Here is a 1,442-nt window from a genome sequence, read left to right as displayed (position 1 = left end):
CTTCCGTTATACTAGAGAGAGTATGTTGGTAGATGTTCCTATGATGTAGTAGGTAGAGAACTTCTTACAAGTACTACTATAGCACACATCGTTTTCTAAGGCGCAACTTTTGGAGTTGCATATTTTCTAGGTGCTGATGTTTGTGCTTACCTTGACGTCAGTGCCGCTGACAGCGTTACCACGCTTGGTGTAGATAGTTACCCTAGCAGGGTTCCAGGCCTTGGAAGTTGCCTTTTGCACTTCTACACCCTGAATGTGCCTACGTACCGTAGCGATCTGCTCTGCGGTGGTGCCATTGACAAAAGAGTCCCAGTCATCGAACGCAGCGCCGGTACCCTCAACCACAGCCTGTTCCTGTTGGCCTTCAAGTTCCTTAAGTTGCTTGGTCAAGTCCACTAGGGTATCGCTAATGTCAATGACTCTGAGTGTTCTTTGCTTGATTCCTTCTCGGATTGCTTCAATGTCATCTTTTAGAGATTGAATCTCTTCGGAGTAGTCAGCAACAGCCGGGTAGGAGTACCCCACAATGAGAGCCTGACGAACTACCGACAGCACCAAGGGCTCAAGACGCTTACGGCTGATCGACTGAGTCCCACACCCGCCGTTGGACTTGCTGCACTCATAGGCCAAGTTGTTACCAACCATCTTGAAGCCACAAGCCCCACACAGGACGAGACCACCTAGTAGGCGTCTGCGTGCACTCTTACGCTGTACGGCGCTCCTAGGGGCCTTTCTGTGGCTCTGAGAGGCATTCCAGAGTGCTTCGTCAATGATCGTAGGTACTTTGGTTCGACCTTCAATCTTACCCTTGTAAACCATGAACCCTGCATACAGCGGGTTCTTCAAGATGTTGTCAACAGTGGAGTGGTACAAGGTCTTACCTCCACCGACCACAACACCATCGTTCTTCCATAGTTCAACAATGGATTGGATCGACTCACCGGCAACATGTCGCCTAAAGGCATCACGGATACGCTCTGCCTCTTCTTCGTTGATCGTCCAATCACGGTTATAGCCGAAGGTTCTATACCTGTTGTGACGTGGGATGCCGTCAGCAATGCGTGCCTTGACCTGTCGGCGTACCCGCTCGCCTGTGCGCTCTGCCTCTGCTGAATCAACAGATGCCTTGATCCTAGCGACCATGCGTCCGTCTGCGGTTGACAAATCGTCTTCACCTGAGGCAACCGTCTTGATGAGTACCCCGGTCTGCTCGTGCAACTGGATGAGGTCTTCCAACTCACGCAGACGACGAGTCAGACGGCTGTTGGAGTAAGCGAGGATGACGCCCACTTCCCCATCACGCACAGCCTGCAACATGGCGTCGTACTGAGGTCGTGGCTTACGGGACAGGTTGGACGCTCCCGTGTCGTTGTCGGTGTAGACCTGCACTACCTCAAGGCCGTGACGCACTGCCAGGGCTCGACAGTCCTGCTCCTGGCGTG

At 52.6% G+C, this 1,442-nt stretch carries 1 protein-coding gene; it reads right to left on the bottom strand.

Features of this window, described 5'->3' with window-relative positions; genetic code table 11:
• Positions 1-126 precede the first annotated feature (126 nt).
• Positions 127-1,442, bottom strand: a 1,316-nt coding sequence (locus ASF38_RS17205) for a recombinase family protein (protein ID WP_162237341.1), incomplete at its 5' end; no start/stop codon positions are given.

The organism is Aeromicrobium sp. Leaf272, assembly GCF_001422865.1.
GTDB lineage: Bacteria > Actinomycetota > Actinomycetes > Propionibacteriales > Nocardioidaceae > Aeromicrobium.
This window is presented reverse-complemented; position numbering and strand designations above follow the sequence as displayed.